Source organism: uncultured Anaerococcus sp. (genome assembly GCF_947253225.1).
Lineage (GTDB): Bacteria > Bacillota > Clostridia > Tissierellales > Peptoniphilaceae > Anaerococcus.
In genome coordinates this window covers 1-15,957 of record NZ_CAMXYR010000034.1, presented here as the reverse complement: position 1 = coordinate 15,957, position 15,957 = coordinate 1, and the positions used below count along the sequence as shown (strand labels likewise).

At 34.2% G+C, this 15,957-nt stretch carries 14 protein-coding genes; all 14 read left to right on the top strand.

All coding sequences use genetic code 11. The features are described from left to right. The first annotated feature begins 95 nt into the window (after positions 1 to 95). A complete protein-coding gene (locus Q0W95_RS05235; protein ID WP_297790589.1) occupies positions 96 to 554 on the top strand; it encodes a MarR family winged helix-turn-helix transcriptional regulator in 459 nt (152 codons plus the stop codon). 15 nt (positions 555 to 569) lie between these two features. Then, positions 570 to 1,424, top strand: coding sequence for a DegV family protein (locus tag Q0W95_RS05230; RefSeq protein WP_297790587.1), 855 nt, complete (start codon positions 570 to 572; stop codon positions 1,422 to 1,424). 152 nt (positions 1,425 to 1,576) lie between these two features. Then, on the top strand, positions 1,577 to 2,113 hold the full coding sequence (infC, locus tag Q0W95_RS05225) for a translation initiation factor IF-3 (protein ID WP_297790591.1): 537 nt from the start codon (positions 1,577 to 1,579) through the stop codon (positions 2,111 to 2,113). 1 nt (position 2,114) lies between these two features. After that, positions 2,115 to 2,312 carry a 50S ribosomal protein L35 gene (gene rpmI, locus Q0W95_RS05220; protein ID WP_297790585.1) on the top strand — a complete coding sequence of 66 codons (198 nt, stop codon included), beginning with the start codon at positions 2,115 to 2,117 and terminating at the stop codon, positions 2,310 to 2,312. Positions 2,313 to 2,322: 10 nt separating this feature from the next. Beyond that, a complete protein-coding gene (rplT, locus tag Q0W95_RS05215) occupies positions 2,323 to 2,667 on the top strand; it encodes a 50S ribosomal protein L20 (protein WP_297790583.1) in 345 nt (114 codons plus the stop codon). A gap of 7 nt (positions 2,668 to 2,674) precedes the next feature. Next, positions 2,675 to 3,397, top strand: coding sequence for an RNA methyltransferase (locus Q0W95_RS05210; protein WP_297790581.1), 723 nt, complete (start codon positions 2,675 to 2,677; stop codon positions 3,395 to 3,397). 226 nt (positions 3,398 to 3,623) lie between these two features. Beyond that, positions 3,624 to 4,646 carry a phenylalanine--tRNA ligase subunit alpha gene (pheS, locus tag Q0W95_RS05205; protein WP_297790578.1) on the top strand — a complete coding sequence of 341 codons (1,023 nt, stop codon included), beginning with the start codon at positions 3,624 to 3,626 and terminating at the stop codon, positions 4,644 to 4,646. 8 nt (positions 4,647 to 4,654) lie between these two features. Beyond that, positions 4,655 to 7,042: a phenylalanine--tRNA ligase subunit beta gene (pheT, locus tag Q0W95_RS05200; RefSeq protein WP_297790576.1), complete on the top strand. Its 2,388-nt coding sequence runs from the start codon at positions 4,655 to 4,657 to the stop codon at positions 7,040 to 7,042. Between the two features lie 9 nt (positions 7,043 to 7,051). Then, positions 7,052 to 7,543 (top strand): cell division protein ZapA, encoded by a 492-nt coding sequence (zapA, locus tag Q0W95_RS05195; RefSeq protein ID WP_297790574.1) that lies wholly within the window; start codon positions 7,052 to 7,054, stop codon positions 7,541 to 7,543. Beyond that, complete coding sequence (locus tag Q0W95_RS05190; protein WP_297790572.1) at positions 7,543 to 9,753, top strand: U32 family peptidase; 2,211 nt, start codon at positions 7,543 to 7,545, stop codon at positions 9,751 to 9,753. Before zapA ends, Q0W95_RS05190 begins: the two co-directional genes overlap by 1 nt. After that, on the top strand, positions 9,753 to 12,098 hold the full coding sequence (locus Q0W95_RS05185) for an endonuclease MutS2 (RefSeq protein WP_297790570.1): 2,346 nt from the start codon (positions 9,753 to 9,755) through the stop codon (positions 12,096 to 12,098). The genes Q0W95_RS05190 and Q0W95_RS05185 overlap by 1 nt, the downstream gene beginning before the upstream one ends. A 10-nt stretch (positions 12,099 to 12,108) precedes the next feature. Beyond that, complete coding sequence (argS, locus tag Q0W95_RS05180; protein WP_297790568.1) at positions 12,109 to 13,806, top strand: arginine--tRNA ligase; 1,698 nt, start codon at positions 12,109 to 12,111, stop codon at positions 13,804 to 13,806. Then, positions 13,806 to 14,498 carry a hypothetical protein gene (locus tag Q0W95_RS05175; RefSeq protein WP_297790566.1) on the top strand — a complete coding sequence of 231 codons (693 nt, stop codon included), beginning with the start codon at positions 13,806 to 13,808 and terminating at the stop codon, positions 14,496 to 14,498. The genes argS and Q0W95_RS05175 overlap by 1 nt, the downstream gene beginning before the upstream one ends. A gap of 4 nt (positions 14,499 to 14,502) precedes the next feature. After that, on the top strand, positions 14,503 to 15,600 hold the full coding sequence (locus Q0W95_RS05170; protein ID WP_297790564.1) for a tetratricopeptide repeat protein: 1,098 nt from the start codon (positions 14,503 to 14,505) through the stop codon (positions 15,598 to 15,600). The last annotated feature ends 357 nt before the right edge of the window (positions 15,601 to 15,957 follow it).

Here is a 15,957-nt window from a genome sequence, read left to right as displayed (position 1 = left end):
GTTAGGTCGTCGGCAGCGTCAGATGTGTATAAGAGACAGTAATATATCAATTAATTTAACTAAATTTATTTTAAAATTTTATATAGGAGGTTATCATGAAGGATAACATTTTAGAGGATATAGTCAAAAAAACTAAATTACATTTTTATAGGTCAATATTTAAAAAATATGAAAATAGCAACACATCATTGACCTTTGTAGAAACAATGTTATTAGAAGTTATTGATTATTTGGAAGAGCCAACAATCAATGAGCTTGTAAACTTTCTTTATATATCACAACCTAACATGTCCTATAAGATTAACATTTTAGAAAAAAAGGGTTATGTACAAAAGGTTAAATCAGACAAAGATGGAAGATTTTCACATATTATATTGACTGATAAATATTATGATTACAAGAATAGAAAGAGTGAATTTACAAAATCTGTCTTAGAAAGAGTAGAAGAAGGTTTGGATGAGCATGGGAAAAGACACCTATACTTAAACTTGGAGCTTGTAGATAAGGAATTAGAGAAAAAATTAGAGGAATTTATAAACTCCAAAGACATATAGCAAATAGGAGAAAATATGGAAAAAATAGCGATACTAACAGACTCGACCGCTGACTTACCAAAAGAATTAAGAGAACTTGAAGAAGTGTTTGTGATGCCTCTTTATGTAAACCTAAATGGAAAGTATTATAAGGATGAAATAGACATAAACTTAGATGAGGTTAACAAGTTTAACGAATTAAATAAAGATAACTTGGCAAAATCTTCTGCTCCATCTCCTGGAGATTTCAAAGAGATGTTTGATAAAATTTTTGACCAAGGCTTTACTAAGATTTTATGTTTCACGGTAAGCTCGGGGCTTTCTGCAACCCATCAAATTTGTGAAATGGTAGCAAGTGAGTACGAAAATATTAAGGTTTATGATACTAAGCTTGCATCAATTGGAGAAGGGCTGTTTGTATCCTTTGCTAGTCAACTAATAAGGGGTGGGGAAGATTTTTCCTATATTTGCCAAAAAATTGAGGAAACAAAAGCTAATAAAAAGTTATATATTTGGCTTGATAGCCTAACTAATCTCAAAAAAGGGGGCAGGGCAGGTGGAATATTTGCCAAGACCGCTGGGATATTAGATTTAAAACCAGAGCTTATGCTAAATGAAGAAGGTAAGATTGCTCTTATAAAATTAAAGAGAAAAGAAACAAAGGCTTTGTCAGATATTATAGAAAGAGTAAGGGAAGACCTTAAGGGCTGTAAAAAATACTATCTCGGTCTTGTCTATGGTAAAAACGAGAATATAGGCGAGATTTTTGAGAAAGAAGCTAGAGATTTGGTTGAAAAGTCTCAAGGCTATCATAAGACAGTATTGGGCTCAGTTATAGGGGTTCACGCAGGCAGTAAGGCCTTTGCAGTAGTTTATTTAAAAGTAGAATAAAGTATTGACAAATTATTAAAGTTGAGGTACTATATACGACATAGACAACAAAGAAGTACCCAACTCACCTGCCGACTATGGTTTGTAGGTTAATAATTTTAACTATAAATTAAAATTGGAACGGGTACTTTGTGCCCGCTTTTTTTATGTGAATACACGGAGGTATACTTATAAAAGATTTAAGAATAAATGAAGAAATTAGAGCTAAACAAGTAAGACTGATTGATGAAAATGGTAACCAAGTAGGAATTGTAGACTACAGAGAAGCTTTGGATATGGCTTATGATAGAAAACTAGACCTAGTTTTGATGAGCCCAAATGCTAAACCACCAGTAACCAGAATCATGGATTATGGAAAGTTCAAATACGATCAAGAGAAAAAAGATAAAGAAAATAGAAAGAAACAAAAGAACGTTCAACTAAAAGAAACAAGATTTTCTCTTAATATAGAAGACAATGACTTGCAAACAAAGGCAAATCAAAGTAAAAAATTCTTAAATAACGGGGATAAAGTAAAAGTTTCTATAAGATTTCGTGGAAGAGAGCTTGGCAGAAAAGAGCCAGGTTTCGAGTTGATGGAAAAATTTAAGACCATGCTTGGAGATTCTTTCAAGGTTACAAAAAGCCCTAAAATGGAAGGAAGATCTTTAGTAATGTTCTTAGAACCTAGTGAAGAAAAAGGAGAGTAATATGGCAAACAAAAATAAAACAAGAAGAGCTGCGGTTAAGAGATTTAAAGTTACAGGCAGTGGAAAAGTTATGAGAAGAAAGGCTTACAAGGGCCACTTAACAGCTAAAAAATCACCAAACAGAAAAAGAAGGCTAAGAAAAGCTACTTCTGTTGCATCAACAGAAATCAAAACAGTTAGAACAATGATAGGCGCATAGGAGGACATAGATGGCAAGAGTAAAAAGAGCAGTAAATGCAAAAAAAAGACACAGAAAAGTATTAAGACAAGCTAAAGGATACTATGGTTCTAAGAGTCTTCTATTCAAGACAGCTAACCAAGCTGTAATGAAATCTTTAAGCTATGCTTATATCGGAAGAAAACACAGAAAAAGAGATTTCAGAAGACTTTGGATTGCAAGAATTAACGCAGCAGCAAGACTTAATGGAACTAGCTATTCAAAACTTATGGGTGGCCTAAAGAAAGCTAACATCGAAATAAACAGAAAGATGCTTGCTGAACTTGCAGTAAACAACCCACAAGAATTTGCTAAACTAGTAGAACTTGCTAAATAAGCAAGCTATGATAATAAATTCGGTATCCAACTCAAAGTTTAAGTTAATCAAAAGACTTAGAAAAAAGAAATATCGAGATAAGGAAAACTTGTTTGTAATAGAATCTAGAAAATTAGTGGATGAGGCTATAAGCTCATCTGCTGATATAGATTTTATCTTCTTAGAAGATGGAGTAGCCTACAAGAATAAATTTGATGAGTTTGTCTTTGATAAGAATATCTACCTTAAATTGACTGAACTAAAAGCACCTGATGGGATTGGGGCAGTTGTTAGGAAGAAAAAAGTCAAGGATATAAAATCTGAAAAAGTTCTTCTCCTCGACCACATCAATGACCCTGGCAATATGGGAACTATGATTAGGTCGGCTGAAGCCTTTGGATTTTCAGACATTATCCTAACAGAAGCTTGTGTAGATATCTACAATGAAAAAACTCTTAGGGCATCTATGGGTTCGATTTTTAGAACAAATATCAAAGAGCTTTCCCTAGATGATATTAGACAAATGAAGAGTTCTTATAAAATTTTAGCTAGCGATATGGACGGGATAGAGGCGAAAGACTATAAGCTTGATAGTAAGCCTATTATCCTTGCTATTGGGAATGAGGCCAATGGTCTAAGCGATGAAATTAGAGAGATGACTGATGATTTCATAAAAATTTCCATGCAAGGAGAGATTGAATCTTTAAATGCAGCCATAGCAGCAAGCATTATGATGAATATACTAGGCTAATGATTCGGAAAGACTTTAGTTATTCTTATACAGCAAATTAGGGATGTTGAGAGCCTTTTAAGTTACGATTAGAGATATTCACCGATGAAGTTTGAGATGAATTAAGTAGTCGATACGTTTAAGCTTTTCGTTAAAGCAAAGAGTGGGTTTATTTATAAACCAATTAAGGTGGTACCGCAGAAATATCTGTCCTTTTGAGGGCGGATTTTTTTATTTGGAGGAAAAAATGGAAGAGAATTTAAAAAAAGTTTTAGAAACTTTTACCAGTGAATTGACAGTAGCAAGGTCTATTGATGATCTTGAGAAATTAAGAATTAAATATTTAGGAAAAAAGGGTGTAATCACAGATTTAAAAAAATCTATAGCTAAACTTTCTAATGAAGAAAAGCCTATGGCAGGGAAGTTGATTAATCAAACTAGTGGTGCAATAGAAAAATCTCTTAGTAAAAAAAGACAAGAAATCCAAAAAGCATTGTTGGAAGAAAGGGTTAAGGAAGAAAAGATAGATGTAACTGCTCACTTCGATAAGGTTGAGTCAGGCCACTTTGCAGTGATTAACCAAACTATGGAAGAGCTTGAATCAATCTTCCAGAATATGGGCTTTGATGTTGTTGAAGGACCAGAAGTAGATACAGTGAAGTTCGTATTTGACGATCTAAACTCACCAGAAGATCATCCAGCAAGGTCTACATCAGATACCTTCTATATCAACAAAGATGTCTTACTACGTCCTCATACATCTAGTATGCAAATTAGGGTAATGAACGAGGGTAAACTTCCAATAAAGATGGTCTCTGCTGGTAGGGTTTTTAGAAATGATGAGGTAGATGCAACTCACTCACCAATGTTTCATCAACTGGAATGTTTGGTAGTAGATGAGAATGTCTCTATGGCAAATCTAAAGTCTACTTTAGAAACTTTTATTAAAGAAATGTTTGGGGATGAGATGAAGTTGAGGTATCGTCCCCACCATTTCCCATTTACTGAGCCATCTCTTGAAGTAGATGTAACTTGCCCAATATGTAAGGGCGAGGGATGTCCTGCTTGTGGAAATACTGGCTGGTCAATGGAACTTTTGGGTGGAGGAATGGTTCATCCGAAAGTGCTTGAGGCTTGTGGTATAGATAGTGAAAAATATACTGGATTCGCCTTTGGATTAGGAGTTGATAGGATTGCCATGGTCAAATATGGCCTCGATGATATTAGACTTCTCTATGACAATGACAAGAGATTTATAGAACAATTCTAGGAGGAAATATGTTAGTACCTTTAATTTGGCAAAAAGATTATTTAAAATTAGACAAAGACTTAAAGACTATAACAGATAGGCTATCAGAAACTGGATCTCATGTTGAGGAAGTAAATATTTACACAAGTAACCTAGAAGGAGTTGTGGTAGGTCATGTACTCAGTCAAGAAAAACATCCAAATGCTGATAGACTCAAGGTTTTGAAGATTGATGTTGGAGAAGATGAGCCTATAACAATAATTACTAATGCAAAAAATACCAAAGAAGGGAATTATCTTTTGGTGATTACTTCTGGAACTAAACTTGATAATGGGACAGTGATAGAAGACCATGACTTTTTTGGAATAGTATCCCAAGGTATGCTTACAGCCTATAGTGAACTTGGTTATGATGATTCTGTTATCCCTAAAGATCTTAGGGATGGAGTTATTGTTCTTGAGGGCGACTTCAGGCCAGGAACAAGAGCAGTGGATGCCCTTTTTTCAAATACACCAGTTATAGAATATGAAATAACTCCAAATAGACCTGATTGTCTTTCTATCATTGGAATGGCTAGAGAATCTGCGGCAAGTTTTGGTGAAAAAATCACCTACCCAAGCCTGGATTTCAAGGCAAATGATGAAGATATAAAAAATTATTCTAAAGGAATACAAGTTGAGAGCAAAAATTGTGAGCGTTTTGTAGCAAGGGTTGCAAAAAATATAAAAATCAAAAAATCTCCTCAATGGCTTCAAAACTACCTAATGCTTGCTGGTATGCGACCAATCAACAATATTGTTGACATTACAAACTTTGTTATGCTTGAAACAGGTCAACCCCTCCACGCCTATGATCTTGATAAACTAGCTGATAAAAAAATAATCGTAAGAGATGCAAAGGAAGGTGAAATCCTAAAAACACTTGACGGAACTGACAGGAAACTCGATTCATCAATGCTTGTAATAGCTGATGGTAAGGAAGCTATTGGTCTTGCAGGAATAATGGGCGGGATGGATTCTGAAGTTACAAATGAAACAAAAAACATCCTCCTAGAAGCAGCAAATTTTGATGCTTCAAATATAAGAAAATCATCAAAGACTCTTGGTCTTAGAAGCGAGGCAAGCAGCCGCTTCGAGAAGGGTGTGCCAATAGAAATGGCAGAATTTGCATCAAAAAGAGCTATGAAAATGATAGCTGACCTTGGTATTGGTGAAGTAGTAGGAGGATCTTTTGATGAGGGCAAACAAAGTAGGGAAGAAATATCCCTTGACCTTAGACTCAATAGATTGAATATGCTTACAGGGGTAGACTTTACACTTGATGAAGCCATCAAAAATCTTGAACTATTAGAATTTGAAGTAGAAAAAGTTGGTGAAGAAAAAATCAGGGTCAAGGTTCCTTATTTTAGGAGCGATATTGAAATGGAAGCAGATCTCATAGAAGAAGTTGTAAGACTTTATGGGATGGGCAACATTGAAAATAAACCTCTAGTTTCAAGCCTCAAAAGAGGGGAAAGGTCTAGCAAAAGACTACTAAGGGATGATCTAAAGAATAAACTTGTCGGTCAGAAATTCTCTGAACTTGCAACTTATTCCTTTATTTCTCCAAAAGAATTTGATAGGCTAGGGGTAGAAGATGATTCAAAGCTAAGATCTTATATTAAACTTATCAATCCACTTGGTGAAGATTATTCAGTAATGAGAACTACTCAGATACCATCTATGCTTGATGTTATAGGAAAAAATATCAAATATGGGCAAAAAGATATGAGATTTTTTGAGCTTGATAGGACTTTCGAGAAAACTTCTGACAAACTTCCTAAGGAAAATATGACCCTAACTATGGGTCTTTATGGTTCATACACCTTCTACGACCTAAAAGATTTCTTTACAGAGGTTATGAAAGGTGTAGGCTTCAATAGATTTACCTATAAGGCTAATGAAAATGTAAGAACTTTTCATGCGGGAAGATGTGCAGATATTTATTTTGCAGGGGCAAAAATCGGTATTATGGGAGAGATTTCCTACCCAGTAAGGGATGAATATGATATCGACCAAGGAGCCTTAATTCTTGAAATAAACCTAGCCTTGATAGAGGATAAAAGAATTATCGAGAAAAAATATAAGCCTATAGGCAAGTATCCAGCTATTGAAAGAGATTACTCTTTCGTAGTAGCTAGAGATTTAGAGTCAGACCTTGTTGAAAATATTATAAGAGAAAATGGTGGTGGTCTTGTAGATGGTATTTGTTTATTTGATATCTATACAGGCGAACACATGGAAAAGGGCAAAAAATCAATCTCTTACAAGGTTTTATATAGGTCAAATGATAGAACCTTAAAGGATAAGGACATCTCTGGAATAGAGAAGAATATCCTAGAAGAATTAGAGAAACAAGATATAGTTTTGCGTAGTTAGGAGTAATACTTGAGCGAATATAAAGTTGACGTCCAAATAGATGGCAAAAATTACACCCTTGTTACAAATGAAGCCAAGGAAAATATAAAAGAGATAGTAGAAATATTTGATAGAAAAATCCAAGAAGTGAAATCTAGTAGGCTAACCTTTGATAGGCAGTTGATTTTGGCTGGGGTAAACATCACAGACGACCTCTTTAAGCTTGCCAAAGATTATAATACTCTAAAGGAAGAAAGCGAAGAACCCTTAAGCCTATATCCTAAAGTTAAGGAAGAAGTAGAAAAACTTAGAGATGAAAATGAGTTTTTGCTTGAGGAAAAGTCTACAAGCAAAGAAAAAATAAATAATCTTCAAGAAGAGATACTCAGTCTTAAAAATAAACTCGACAAGCACAAAAATTCTGACGATACAATAGAAAAACTAAAGAATGAAGTAAAAAGACTTCAAGTTCATGTTATGGATTTAACTAAAGAAAATGATACCTTGAAAGGAAATCTTTGATGGTTAAGGCGGAAATCTTAGCCCCAGTCGGAAACTACCAGATGCTTGAAGCAGGCCTTGCAGCAGGAGCGGACAGTTTCTATATGGCAGTCGACGATTTTGGAGCAAGAGCCTATGCCGAAAATTTTGATATAGATCAGGTGAAAGACTACATTGATCTTATCCATCTTTTTGGCAAGAAGGTCTTTGTAACTATGAATATCTTAATTAAGGATGAAGAAATTGCTAAGGCTGTATCTTACGCTCAAAAACTCTATGAATATGGGGTTGATGCTTTGATTATTCAAGATTTGGGACTTTTTACCATTCTCAAAGACAAACTAAGAGGACTTGACCTTCATGCCTCTACCCAGATGGCTGTAAGGGATTATTACGGAGCTAAGGCTCTGATGAATCTTGGCTTTGATAGGGTCGTTATTGCCCGTGAAACGCCGATTGAAGAACTTAGAAAAATTGCAAATCTGCCCGTGGAAAAGGAAGTTTTTGTTCATGGTTCTCTTTGCGTTTCCTATTCTGGAGAATGTTTGATGAGCTCCTATTTTGGAGCTCGTTCAGCAAATAGGGGTAGGTGTGCAGGAATTTGCAGACAAAAGTACCAATTGGAATCTGCTGGAAAAACTCTAGCCAAGGATTACTTTCTCAACATGAAAGACCTCAATGTTATAGATAAGCTTGATGACCTTATAGGTCTAGGCATCGATTGTTTTAAGATAGAAGGCAGGATGAAAACTCCTGAATATGTTTTTAATGTAGTTAAAAATTATAAGGAAAAAGTTGATGGCAAATCCTATAAGCAAACTGATTTGAGAGATATTTCAAATAGGGGGTATACCAAAGGATTCATTTTTGGTCAAAATAGAGATTATATAACTCTTGAGAAAGACAACAAGCACAGAAGTGTTGGAAAAGTTGAAAAAAATGGCAGGGAGAGATTCTTTATTAGCACATCTGACCTAGTTCTTGGTGATAATCTCGAAATAACAACAGATAAAAACAAGAAACTCCCCCTTACAACAACTAAAGCTTATAAAAAAAATGATAGAATTATCCTAGAAAAATATAAAGACGCAAAGGTAGGCTCTGATGTTTTGATGCTCAATTCTCCTAGGCTTACCAAAAATCTCGATTATGGTCTATCCACCTACAAAAATCTCCCAATAAGCCTTGAGTTTAGGGGTGTACTTGGAGAAAAACCAAGCCTTACCCTAAGCTACAAGACTTTTGAGCTAAGGTATGAACTTGATAAAGTTTTAGAAGAAGCTAAGAAAATTACAATAAGCCCAGAGGATATAAGAGAAAATCTATCAAAATTTGGAGATGAGATTTACAGTCCTAGAAAAATTGATGTAGATATAGAAGGGAATATTTTTATTAGCAAGAAAGATATAAATGACCTTAGGAGAGGTGGAGTCGAAAAACTCAAGGAAGAAATTTTAAAGACCTACCACAGAAAAGCTATTAGTATTGACCTAGAAAGCCCTAAAAATATCGTTGATACAAAGAGGCAGATTAATATTGAACTAAAAACCACGGCAATAAACCCAGCCAAACTCAGAGATTTTGATAATATTTATATAAATTCCTATGATGAAAAGTATAAGAGCTTTAATCTTTACCTAAACCTTCTAGCTCATGAGGATTATGATATACATAAGCTCATTTCTTTTATTAAGGAGAAAAATATCAAGGGAGTTATCTTTAATAACTACAGGGATCTAAATTTCGTAGAAGATTTTAGGAAAAATGGGATAAAAATAAGGATAGGAAGGTATATGAATGTCTTTAATAGCTATACTTACAAGTTTTACAAAACTTTCGCTGAAATGATTTGTTCATCAGTCGAAGAAACTTTTTCAAATATTAACCAGAATTCTAAGTATTTTCCTGTTGAAGCCTTGGGGTATGGTAGGATTGAACTTATGAATATGAGACACTGTCCTTTTTCTGCGATTAAAAAATGTGGTCTCAGTGGGTGCGAATCATGTAAGTTCAGCTATGGTCAAATGGTTAATGAAGGTGGAAGTAAGTTAAGGATTCTTAGAGAAGATGGAATTTCGATTATTTATCCAGATAAAGCCAGTAAGGTTGATTTAGATAAATTTAAAGCTCATGTTTCTATCCTTGTCTCTGTATTTACAGATGATGACTTAGACGACTTTTGTAAAGGTAAAAAAATTGACAATATTAATTACGACAGAGGTGTTATTTAATGCAAGAAAGAACCCTACAAGTTTTAGAATATGAAAAAATATTAGCCAAGCTTTCTCGATATGCTAGGTCAAATTTGGTAAAGAAACAAATCATGGCCTTGAGACCTTCTAGCGATATTGACTACATTAACCAAGAATTAAACTATGCTCAAGCTATGGAGAAGGTCATAAGAAAAAATGGAAATATAGATTTATTTGGTCTTGTTGACCTCAGGGAAATAGTTGCCTATATCAGGAAAAATGGAATTTTAGAGCCGAGTGAATTATTAAAAATACTTGATCTTCTTAGGGTATCAACCTACCTCAAAGACTATGGAGAAAGTATTGATGATTCACTAATTGGAGATATTTTTGCTAGAATTTCTACTAATGATTTTCTTAAAAATGAAATCGACCGTTCTATAATAAATGAAGAAGAGATTTCAGATAATGCTTCTTCGACGCTTAGGAATATAAGAAGGCAAAAGCAAAGAAAAGAAAGTGATATAAGGATTAAGTTAAATTCATATATATCCTCATCCAAATATGAAGATGCTCTCCAAGATAGGGTTGTATCTGTAAGAGATGGAAGGTATGTAGTTCCTGTAAAGACCAACAAGAGAGCTGTCATTGGAGGAATTGTCCACGACAAATCTTCTTCTGGCAATACCCTTTTTATTGAACCAGCCGCTATAGTAGAACTTAACAACCAACTTAGAGACCTTGAAATTAAGGAAGATGAAGAGATTAGAAAAATTCTCGACAGACTTTCAAGGATAGCCCAAGCTTTTGATGTTGAACTTTTGGAAAATCAAAAACTAATAGCAAGAATTGACTTTCTTCAATCCAAGGCGAAATTTGCTCTAGAAAAAGAGATGAGCTTACCTATAATAAATGATGAAAAAATTCTGGATATAAGAGAAGCTAGACATCCACTTCTTTCTGGAAAAGTTGTACCAATTGATGTAAAGATTGGAGGAAGCTATACAACTCTTATTATTACTGGACCAAATACTGGAGGTAAGACTGTAAGTCTAAAGACAGTTGGTCTTATTTCTGCCATGGCACAAACTGCTCTTTTTATTCCTGCTCTTGAAGGAAGTAAGGTTTGCGTTTTTGATGATATATTTGTAGATATTGGAGATACCCAATCAATAGAGATGAGTCTTTCAACTTTTTCTGCATCCCTAACCAACATAGTTAGGATATTAGATAAGGCGACACCATCTTCACTAGTTCTACTTGACGAAATCGGGTCTGGAACAGATCCTGTTGAAGGAGCCGCCCTTGCCATAGCTATCCTAAATTACCTAACACAAAAAGGAGTTATGACCTTTACGACAACCCACTACAGTGAATTAAAATATTATGCTGTAGAGACTTCAGGAGTTATGAATGCATCAGTTGAATTTGATGTAAACACCCTATCCCCAACCTATAAGCTAGAAATAGGAACGCCAGGCAAGTCCAACGCTTTTGAAATATCAAAAAGACTAGGTCTTCCCTTAGAAATTCTACAAAATGCAAAGAATCTTATTGGAGAAGATACAAGAAATATAAATAAGATTCTAGCAGAAATTGAAGAAGACAAGAAAGAAATCGAAGATAAGAACAGGGAAATTGACGACTACAAGAAAGAAATTGCAAGAATTAGGAATGAGTTAAAGGAAAAATCAAAGAGACTTGAAAGAAAAGAAGAAGATATAATCAAGGAAGCTGAAGATAAGGCTAATGAAATTTTAGCTAAGGCAAATAAGAGAAGTCAAGAAATGCTCAAAGAAGCTAAAAAATCTCGTAATTCCAATACTTCTGATATAGATAGGTCTCTTAATAAGATTAGGAATAAATACAAGGAAGGTCGCATAGAAAGAGAAGGTGATAAATTATCTCTAGCTAAGTCATCAAATATTCCTAAGAGTCTTAAAGTTGGAGATATGGTAATTATTGCAGGGATAAATGAAAAAGCTGAAGTAATTGAAGCTCCAGATAGCAAGGGAAATATTAAAGTTCAGATGGGAATCCTAAAGATGGATTCAAATATAAAAAATGTTACAAAAATCAAGGGAGAAAACCAAACAGAAAAGAACCTTACAAAAGTGTATAATACTAAAAAGGCTATGTATATATCGCCAACCCTTGACCTAAGAGGACAAAGATACGATGAGGCGATTAGAAATCTGGATAAGTATCTCGATGATGCAATGCTTGCAGGCCTTGCCAAGGCTAAAATAATCCATGGTAAGGGAACAGGAGCTTTGATTAAGGGAGTTAACGAAATTCTTGAAGGTGATAGGAGAATAAGTGATTTTAGATTCGGCGATGATAAGGAAGGCGGATATGGAGTTACTATTGTAACATTTGGATAAGAGAGGCAAAATGACTGATTTTAAAGAAAAAATTGCAAAAGAAATAGAAAAAAAAGACATAGGATTAACCTATGAAGAGATATATAAACTAATCGAAATACCTCCTCAAGATAATATGGGAGATTATTCTTTCCCATGTTTTTCGCTTGCTAAAGTTATGAGGAAAAATCCTGCTATGATTGCAGGAGAACTTAGTCAAAACTTGGAAATTGATGGTTTTTCTAGGATTGAAAGTTTAAATGCTTACATTAATTTTTTCCTAGATAGACAAACTTATGAAGAAAAGATTCTAAATGAGATAATTGATAAAAAAGAAGCCTATGGAAGAAGTGAGTTTGGTAAGGGCAAGACGAGAATTGTAGAGTTTTCATCTGTAAACATTGCTAAACCTTTTCATATCGGCCACATTCGTTCAACAGTAATAGGAGATGCCCTAAGAAATATCCACGAATTTATGGGATACAAGACTATAGCTAGCAACTATATAGGAGATTATGGTACCCAATTTGGAACTATGATTGCTGCCTACAAACTTTGGGGAGATGATGATAAGCTTAAGGAAAATCCGATAAAGGAACTTCTAAATCTTTACGTTAGATACAATAACGAAGCTAGCAAAGATGAAAAAATGATGGATGAAGCTAGATTAGAGTTCAAAAATCTTGAAAATGGAGAAGAGGAAGCTGTAAGACTCTGGTCTTGGTTTAAGGAGATTTCCTTCAATGAATTTGATAGGGTTTACAAGCTTTTGGATATCAAATTCGATAATTACAATGGTGAGGCTTACCACTCAGAATTTATTCCAGCAGTTGTCAATGAGCTTAAAGAGAAAAATCTATTAGTTGAATCCGATGGAGCTTATATTGTAGACTTAACTTCTTATGATTTGCCACCATCAATTATAATCAAGTCAAACGGTTCATCTGCTTATATTACTAGAGATATAGCAACAGCCATCAATAGGAAGAAAGTTTATGATTTTGACGAAAATCTATATGTAGTAGCAACTCAACAAAACTTACACTTCCAACAGTTAAAGGCAATTTTAGAGCTTATGGGCTATGAATTTTCTAAAGATTGTATCCACATTCCATTTGGCATGGTTAGTCTTAAAGACCAAACTTTGTCAACTAGGAAAGGACAAGTTGTTTTTCTAGAAGATGTATTAAACAAGGCTATCGACAAAACTAGAGAAATAATGGTAAATCGTGATAGCGAGATTGAAAATATTGATGAAACTGCAAGGGTTGTAGGAATTGGTGCTGTTAAATTCCAAGAGTTATACAATAATAGAATCAAGGACTATGTATTCGACTGGGATGAAGTCCTAAACTTTGATGGAGAAACAGGCCCTTATGTTCAATACACCTATGCAAGAGCTAAGTCTGTCTTAAGAAAGTCAGGTTTTAACGAACCTAGAATCTCAACCTTCGAGAAAATCGCGAGTGATGAAGAATTTGCCCTAGTAAAATCTTTAGGAAACTTCAAAGACGTGGTAGCCAAGGCATGTGAAAAATATGAGCCTTCTCTTTTGACAAGACATATCACAGAAATTGCTAAAAATTTCAATAAATTCTATAACACCTGCCAAATAAATATAGAAGATATCCAATTAAAGGAAGAAAGACTTGCCCTAACATACGCCACTTCCCTAGTAATTAAAAGTTCTCTAGGACTATTGGGAATTAAAACTGTGGAGAAGATGTAATGAGAGACCTAGTAAAGGACTTTATCCAAGTATCATCCTATGCTCTAAAGGCAACTTTCTCCAAGCTGGGCAAGGTCTACTTGGTATTTGCCTTTATATTACTTAGATTAATCTTACAAGACACAGGAATGCTCGGAATTTCAGCTTTTGGAAGCATCGGTGGGTTCGTAAATTATCTAGTAGATGTTTTAGTCCTTAGCTTTGTTGTCCAAGCTTTAAGAGCTGTTGTTATTTATGGAAACCCAGGGAAAAAATCTGTACAGACATCCATAAATACATTTTTTCAACCACTACTAAGCACTATGTTCTATCTCTATATAATAAATTTATTAGTAGATATGCTAGTTATGGGGGCAAGCCAAAGAGGTGCTTTTGTGGTGAGCTTCATAGTGAAACTTTTAACATCTGCCTTGCTTGAAGAAGTATATATAGGAAACAAACACGGTTTTTATGCAGTGAGCTCATCAGTGAAATTTGTTATAGACAATCCCCTTACCTACGGATTAATTTCAGCAATTTTTATATTAGTAGAAAGCTTATTAATGATGAACTTACAGGGGCTAGGAATAAATACTCTTATAACAATCATTATAATTGCAGTTATTCGAACATTTTTCTGCGTGATTAGAGGTCATATCTTCAAATACACGGACGAACATCCATATAGACAAAGAAAATTTATGAGAGGATAAAACTTTGAAATTAGACAATTATTTTAGAAAATATGTAGAAAAACTAGGATATATTGACCTTAAAGAAGGAGCGTCCTATGAACTCTTAGGAGATTTGCCCCTTCCTATCTATATGGACGATATGAAAAAAGGTCTGATGACAGGGGAGATGGCAAATAAAATAAATCTCGACCTGATTCTCGAAGGCATGCTTATAAACATTGGAGCTGACCAAGACTTTATTCATAATTATGAATATATAAACGTTTTAAACCACTACCTAGAAGATATTACTAATTTTTCATCCTCAAGAGCAATTAGGGTAATGGATGAAGATTATGAGAAAGCCCTACTCCTATTGAGAGGTGGATACATTCTAAACCCTTTAGATAAGTATAATTCATATAACTATGCAAGACTTCTTTGGCCAATGGCATACAGAGAAGAAATAAAAGAAAAAGATGATTTTGTTAGGGAAGCTTTAAGGATATTACAAGAACTAATAAGTTCTAATGAAGATTTTGCTATAGCTTACTACGAACTAGGAAACATATATACTAACTTAGGTGAATACCTAAAGGCTAGAAACTATTACAACAATGCCCTAAGAAGAACAGACGTGGAAGCTGCTAAGGAAGAAGTAAGGGATAAACTTAGAGAAATAAACGATAATGCAGAAATAGAAGAAGCCTTGTATTATATAGGAAAAGGAAATTATAACGAAGCAATTATAAAATTAACAGGAATCCTATCCCAGCACAAAAGGGCTGATGCATACTACTACTTAGGAGTTAGCTACCAAAACCTTGGCCAGTACGAAAACTCTATAATGGCCTTTAGAAATGGCTTAAATGAAGGAGCAGACTTTAGAGAAGCCTATAATGATTATGCTATAAGTCTATACATGAACAGAGAAGTAGAAAAAGCCTTGACAATAATTCAAGAGGGCCTAAAAAAATACCCTGAAGATCCAAGGCTTACCTACAACAAAATACAAATAAATTTAAGCCTAGGAAATTTGGCTCAAGCGAAAAAAGATATAGACAGTTTACTAACCTATGACGACCTAACAGAAGAAATTCTAAGGAACCTTAACATACTTAAAAATCAATTTAATATATAAAAACAGGAAAAATCACCTAACCCAATGGTTAGGTGATTTTTTAAATAAAAAATTTGACAAAAGAAAAGCACTAGTGTAATATATAAATTGTCATTGCGATATTGGCAAGCACAAAATAAAGAATTAAATAAAAAAATTCAAAAAAAGCTTGACAAGAAAAAATATCCGTGGTACTATATAATAGTCAACGCGATGAGCGAATGACATGAACCTTTAAAAATTAATATCAACGATCTATATAACGAAAGTTATATAAGATGTAAACGAAAACAACTAAAAACCTTAGTTAATTTCTTTATATAACAATGATTCTTATCGGAAGATAAGGACAAAATAAATCACGCATCAGACAGAAGT